We start from the raw sequence: 5,081 nt of genomic DNA, 5'->3' as shown, positions 1-5,081 counted from the left end.
GCGCGCACTTCCGTCGGGAGCACGGGGTCAGAACGACTCAGCTCGCGTCGGCGCGCGCGACCTCGAGAGACGGGTAGTCGGTGTATCCCTCGGCGGTGCGGCCGTAGAACAGCGCAGGGCGCGGCTCGTTGAGCTCGGCATCCTCGCGCCAGCGCGCGACCAGGTCGGGGTTCGCGATCGCAGGCCGGCCGGCGGCGACGGCATCCGCCCATCCTTCCGCCACGAGGGTCTCGGCCTCGTCACGGGTCGTGGATGCGGCGAAGCCCGAGTTGATGATCAGCGGCGCACCCAGGGTACGGCGGATGCGCTGCACGAGCTCACTCGTCGGCGCGGCGTTCAGCACGTCGACGAACGCGAGGCCGAGCGGAGCCAGGCCCTCGGCGACGGCGAGGTAGGTGGCGAGCGCGTCGGCGTCGTCTTCTTCGAGCACACCCTGGATATTGTGCTGCGGCGAGAGACGGATGCCGGTGCGGTCGGCGCCGACGGCGTCGGCGACGGCGGACGTGACCTCGATCGCGAAGCGGGCGCGGTTCTCGGGCGATCCGCCGTACTGGTCGTCGCGGATGTTCGACACCGGCGAGAGGAACTCCTGCACGAGGTAGCCGTTGGCGCCGTGCACCTCGACGCCGTCGAGTCCGGCCTCGATCGCGTTGCGCGCCGCCTGCACGAACTGCTCCACGACCTCGGGGATCTCCTCGAGGGTCAGCGCGTGCGCGACCGGCATGGCGGCCTTGCCCTCGGGCGTGTGGGTCTCACCGGGCGCGGCGAGCGCGCTCGGTGCGACGACGCGCGGCTGGCCCGAGATCGCCGGGTGCGAGACGCGGCCGCCGTGCATCAGCTGCATGACGATCGTGCCGCCCTCCTCGTGCACGGCATCCGCGATGCGGCGCCATCCCTCGATCTGCTCGGGCGTGACGATGCCCGGCTGTCCGGAGTACGACTTGCCTTCGGCCGCGGGCCAGGTGCCCTCGGTGATGATGAGCCCGAAGCCTGCGCGCTGGCGGTAGTACTCGACCATCGTCTCGGTGGGCACACCCGCGTCATCGGCGCGCGTGCGGGTCAGCGGCGCCATGACGACGCGGGTGGACAGCGGAAGGGCGCCGAAGGCGGCGGGCTCGTAAAGACTCACAGTGAGGGACAAGACGTACCGCCCGTCGGGTATTCCCCGATCAGGATGCTGGGCTGTCGCGCTCTGCGGTCTGCGATCCGTGGGTCGCGGGCGCTGCGGGCGCCACCGGGACCTCGCTGCCCAGGTCGGAGAGAAGGCGCGTGAAGTGGTCGAGATCCTCGGCCGACCAGCGGCGCAGCTTCTGCCCCAGGCGCGCCTCGTAGCGCGAGCGCGCGACCGCGACGCGCTCCTGCGCGAGCTCGGTGGCCACGAGCACACGGGCTCGACGATCGTCAGGATCCCGGACGCTCTCGACCAGGCCCAGTTGTTCGAGCTGGCGCACCTGACGACTGACGGCGGATTTGTCGGTCTGCAGCCGCTCGATGATCGCGCCGGCCGAGGTGGCCTTGCCCGTGGCGATCGAGGTCAGCACCTGGTAGCCGAGCGGCTGCAGGTCGGGATGCACGGTGATCGCCGCCTCGCGCCAGCTCACGCGGATGCGGGCGAAGAGCCTGCCGAGCTCGTGCTCCACGCGGGAGACGGCCTCATCGAGGTCGGCACTGTCGGAGGCACTCATGCTCGCCAGCTTACGGCGAACTCAGATCCGTTCGAATCGCTCACTTTGCGCTTTTCTGCCGCGAGAAGTTGCACAGTGAGCGATTCGAACGGGGCACGGTCAGACCTCCGACAGCAGCCGGAAGACCTTCGACGCGGCGTGGATCTCGTCGGGGGTCAGCTCGGCGAGCACCGACCTCAGGCGCAGACCGTGGTCCTGCCGCAGCTCGGCGAGCGCGGTCTGCGCGGCCGGCGTCGCCGTGAGCACCCGCAGGCGACCGTCGCGCTCGTCGGGCCGCGACTCGATGAGGCCCAGCTCCTCGAGCATCCGCACCTGCCGGCTGATGACCGACTTGTCCATCTCGAACCGCTCGGCCAGCTCGTGCGCGTTGGCGGTGCCCGCCCGTTCGATGAAGGTCAGCAGCTTGTAGCCGCCGACCTGCAGATCGGGGGCGATGCGGGCGGCCGACTCCCTCCAGAGCGTCCGAGTCCTCGCGAAGATGAGGTTCAGATGGCCCTGGAGGTCGCCGATCGCATCCTCGAGGTCCGGCGCCGTGACGGCCTCCGTGGTGGCCATGTCAGGCCCTCGGCTCCCGGCCCTCGCGCTCGGCTTCACGCTCGAGCACGGTCACCGAACCGGTCGCCGTGACGGCACCCGACGTGCGGATCGCTCCGGTCGAGAGGTTCGCACCGACCTCGGCCCCGGCGACGTCGATCGCCGAGTCCTCGGCCTGATCGCGCAGCTGCTCGGCGGCGTTCTTGGTCGACAGCGGCTTGTTCTTGATGAAGGCGATCGCGATGATCGAGATCACGGCGAGCGGGATCGCGATGATGAACGAGTCGGCGATGCCGTGGCCGTAGGCGCTCTCGACGATCGCGCGGATCGTGTCGGGCAGCTGCGTGACCTTCGGCACGTCGCCCGAGGCGAGGTGCGTGAGGGCGTCGACCTCGTCGGGGGTGGTCGGCGTGAAGCCCTTGAGCGCGTCGGTCATGTAGTTCGCGACGCTCGTCGACAGCATGGCTCCCATGACGGTGACGCCGATGGTGCCGGCGATCGTGCGGAAGAAGTTGACGTTCGACGAGGCCGCACCGAGCTGCTGCGGGGCGGTGTCGTTCTGCACGATGAGGGTCAGGTTCTGCATCACCATACCGAGACCGGCACCGAGCACGAACATGTAGACCGCCACCAGCGGGAACGGGGTGTCGTAGCGCAGCGTCGCCATGAGCGAGACGCCGACCGTGGTGAGGATGGAACCCGTGACCATCCAGCCCTTCCACTTGCCGAAGCGGCTGACGAGCTGGCCGATGATGATCGACGCGCCCATCTGACCGATGATCATCGGGATGGTCATGAGACCCGACTCGGTCGGCGTGGCGCCGCGGGCGAGCTGGAAGTACTGCGCGAGGAACACCGAGGTGGCGAACATCGAGACGCCGATCGCGATGGACGCGATGACCGACAGGGTGAAGGTGCGGTTGCGGAACAGCGACATCGGGACGATCGGTTCCTTGACGAAGAACTCGACCGTGATGAACGCGGCGATCGCGACACCGGCGATGACGGCGAGCATGATGCTCGTCGACGAGTCCCAGTCGAACTGGCTGCCGCCCATCGAGACCCCGATCAGCAGGGTCGAGACGCCGACGGCGAGCAGCACGATGCCGAAGTAGTCGATCGAGACCTTGCGGTCGCGCTGCGGCTTCGGCAGGTGCAGCGTGAACTGCAGCAGCACGAGGGCGAGCAGGGCGAAGGGAACGCCGACGAAGAAGTTGGAGCGCCAGCCCCACACGTCGGTGAGGAGGCCGCCGAGCAGCGGGCCGCCGATGGTGCCGAGGGCCATGATGCCGCCGACGACGCCCATGTACTTGCCGCGCTCACGCGGCGAGATGATGAGCGCGACGGCGATCATGACGAGCGACATGAGGCCGCCGACGCCGATGCCCTGGATCACGCGGACCGCGATGAGCATGTTCGTATCGGTCGAGAAGCCGGCGATGACGGTGCCTGCCGTGAAGAGGATCAGGGAGATCTGCACAAGGATCTTGCGGTCGACCAGGTCGGCGAGCTTGCCCCAGATCGGGGTGGAGACGGCGGTGGCCAGCAGGCTGGCGGTGATGACCCAGGTGTACTGGGACTGCGTGCCGCCGAGGTCGGCGATGATGACCGGCATCGAGGTCGACACCACGGTGCCCGAGAGCACGGCGACGAACATGCCGACGACGAGACCGGAGATCGCGGTGAAGACCTCGCGCGGCGACCGAGTCGCCTCGGGCGCGGAGGATGAGGGAATAGCTGTCACAGTGGTGAGACTCCTGTGTAGAAAGTTGATTGGTGTCAACCATATCTTGATCGTTGATTTAGTGCAACTGTCGATGCGGGTCAACTATTCCCGACTGGCGCCTGGAGCCGCGATGTCGGTGGCCCATGCGACGATCTGCCCGTCGAGAGGAGCTCAGGATGCGGGGCGAAGCCACCGTGCTGCACGCCGATCTCGACGCGTTCTACGCCTCGGTCGAGCAGCGCGATGCCCCCGAGCTGCGCGGCAGGCCGGTGATCGTCGGCGGCGGGGTCGTGCTCGCCGCGAGCTACGAGGCCAAGGCCCGCGGAGTGCGCACCGCGATGGGCGGCCGTCAGGCGCTGCAGCTCTGCCCCGACGCGACGGTCGTGCCGCCGCGGATGGATGCCTACAGCGCCGCCAGCAAAGACGTGTTCGCGATCTTCCGCGACACCACTCCCCTCGTCGAGGGCCTGTCGATCGATGAGGCCTTTCTCGAGGTCGGCGGCCTGCGTCGCCTCGCCGGCACCCCCGAAGTCGTCGCCGCCGCGCTGCGCGAGCGGGTGCGCGTCGAGGTGGGACTCGCGATCTCGGTCGGAGTCGCCCGCACGAAGTTCCTCGCCAAGGTCGCGAGTGCGGTCAGCAAACCCGACGGCCTGCTCGTCGTCGACCCCGATCGCGAAGAGCAGTTCCTGCACCCGCTGCCGGTCGAGCGACTCTGGGGCGTAGGCGCGGTCACAGCAGAGAAACTGCACCGACTGGGCATCCACACGGTCGGGCAGCTCGCCGACCTCGAGGCGGCGACCGCCGAGAGGCTGCTCGGCTCTGCTACCGGCGGGCACCTGCACGCTCTCGCCCGGTTGCGCGATCCGCGACCGGTCGACACGACCCGACGACGCGGATCGATCGGTTCGCAACGCGCACTCGGCACCGGCCCCCGATCGGCCGAGGAGCTCGACCTGATCCTCACCCAGATCGTCGACCGCCTCGCCCGTCGCCTTCGCGACGGCGAGCGCACCTGCCGCACGGTCGTGCTGCGCCTGCGCTTCGGCGACTTCACGAAGGCCACCCGCTCGCGCACCGCCGGGGTCGCCACGGTGCGCACGGCGACTCTGCTCACGATGGCCCGCGCCCTGCTGACC

5 protein-coding genes are annotated in these 5,081 nt (G+C 69.1%); 1 reads left to right on the top strand and 4 read right to left on the bottom strand.

All coding sequences use genetic code 11. The features are described from left to right. Nucleotides 1-37 precede the first annotated feature (37 nt). The 4 genes from RTM68_RS06920 to RTM68_RS06905 form a co-directional block, all read right to left on the bottom strand. Nucleotides 38-1,129 carry an alkene reductase gene (locus RTM68_RS06920; protein ID WP_312169523.1) on the bottom strand — a complete coding sequence of 364 codons (1,092 nt, stop codon included), beginning with the start codon at nt 1,127-1,129 and terminating at the stop codon, nt 38-40. A 40-nt stretch (nt 1,130-1,169) separates the two neighbouring features. After that, nucleotides 1,170-1,685: a MarR family transcriptional regulator gene (locus RTM68_RS06915; RefSeq protein ID WP_312169521.1), complete on the bottom strand. Its 516-nt coding sequence runs from the start codon at nt 1,683-1,685 to the stop codon at nt 1,170-1,172. A 99-nt stretch (nt 1,686-1,784) separates the two neighbouring features. After that, complete coding sequence (locus tag RTM68_RS06910; protein WP_312169519.1) at nt 1,785-2,240, bottom strand: MarR family transcriptional regulator; 456 nt, start codon at nt 2,238-2,240, stop codon at nt 1,785-1,787. Between the two features lies 1 nt (nt 2,241). After that, nucleotides 2,242-3,963: a DHA2 family efflux MFS transporter permease subunit gene (locus RTM68_RS06905; protein ID WP_312169517.1), complete on the bottom strand. Its 1,722-nt coding sequence runs from the start codon at nt 3,961-3,963 to the stop codon at nt 2,242-2,244. Between the two features lie 158 nt (nt 3,964-4,121). Between RTM68_RS06905 and dinB the strand changes: the two genes are divergently transcribed. Continuing rightward, on the top strand, nt 4,122-5,081 hold a 960-nt coding region (dinB, locus tag RTM68_RS06900), incomplete at its 3' end, for a DNA polymerase IV (protein WP_312169515.1).

The organism is Microbacterium sp. (assembly GCF_031988965.1).
Taxonomy (GTDB): Bacteria; Actinomycetota; Actinomycetes; order Actinomycetales; family Microbacteriaceae; genus Microbacterium.
The sequence above is the reverse complement of the archived record's forward strand: the minus strand, read 5'-3'. Positions and strand labels throughout refer to the sequence as shown.

Excerpts from the sequence above, each read along its gene's own strand:
- RTM68_RS06915 (WP_312169521.1), bottom strand. The coding sequence starts at position 1,685 with ATGAGTGCCTCCGACAGTGCCGACCTCGATGAGGCCGTCTCCCGCGTG.
- RTM68_RS06910 (WP_312169519.1), bottom strand. The coding sequence starts at position 2,240 with ATGGCCACCACGGAGGCCGTCACGGCGCCGGACCTCGAGGATGCGATC.